Here is a 276-nt window from a genome sequence, read left to right on the forward strand (position 1 = left end):
CCGCACTCACAGTTAACATTAACCGTGTCACAGATTTGTGACTATGATTGTGGGGTGAACTGGCCATGGTTAGTTTCATGACTGATCGTTTCCTTCTTTTTGTTGCTTTTTAGCTTTAGCGCGAGCAATAGCGGCGGCTACGGCGGCTTTCTTTTTTTCTTGAGCTGTTTGCTGTGAAGCTTGTGAAGATTCATCGTTGCTTTGTGGCTCAGTGTTTTCACTTTGTTTTGCTAATTCATCAGCTTGCGCTGCTTTTTTAGCTTTAGCGCGGGCAAT

The 276-nt window shown here is 44.2% G+C and carries 1 protein-coding gene; it reads right to left on the bottom strand.

Annotated elements, in window-relative coordinates; translation table 11 throughout:
• Nucleotides 1–75: 75 nt before the first annotated feature.
• Nucleotides 76–276, bottom strand: a 201-nt coding sequence (locus CWB77_RS18365) for a hypothetical protein (RefSeq protein ID WP_138623886.1), incomplete at its 5' end; no start/stop codon positions are given.

The sequence above is a fragment of the Pseudoalteromonas sp. S1610 genome, from assembly GCF_005887465.1.
In the GTDB taxonomy this organism is placed as follows: Bacteria; Pseudomonadota; Gammaproteobacteria; order Enterobacterales; family Alteromonadaceae; genus Pseudoalteromonas; species Pseudoalteromonas undina.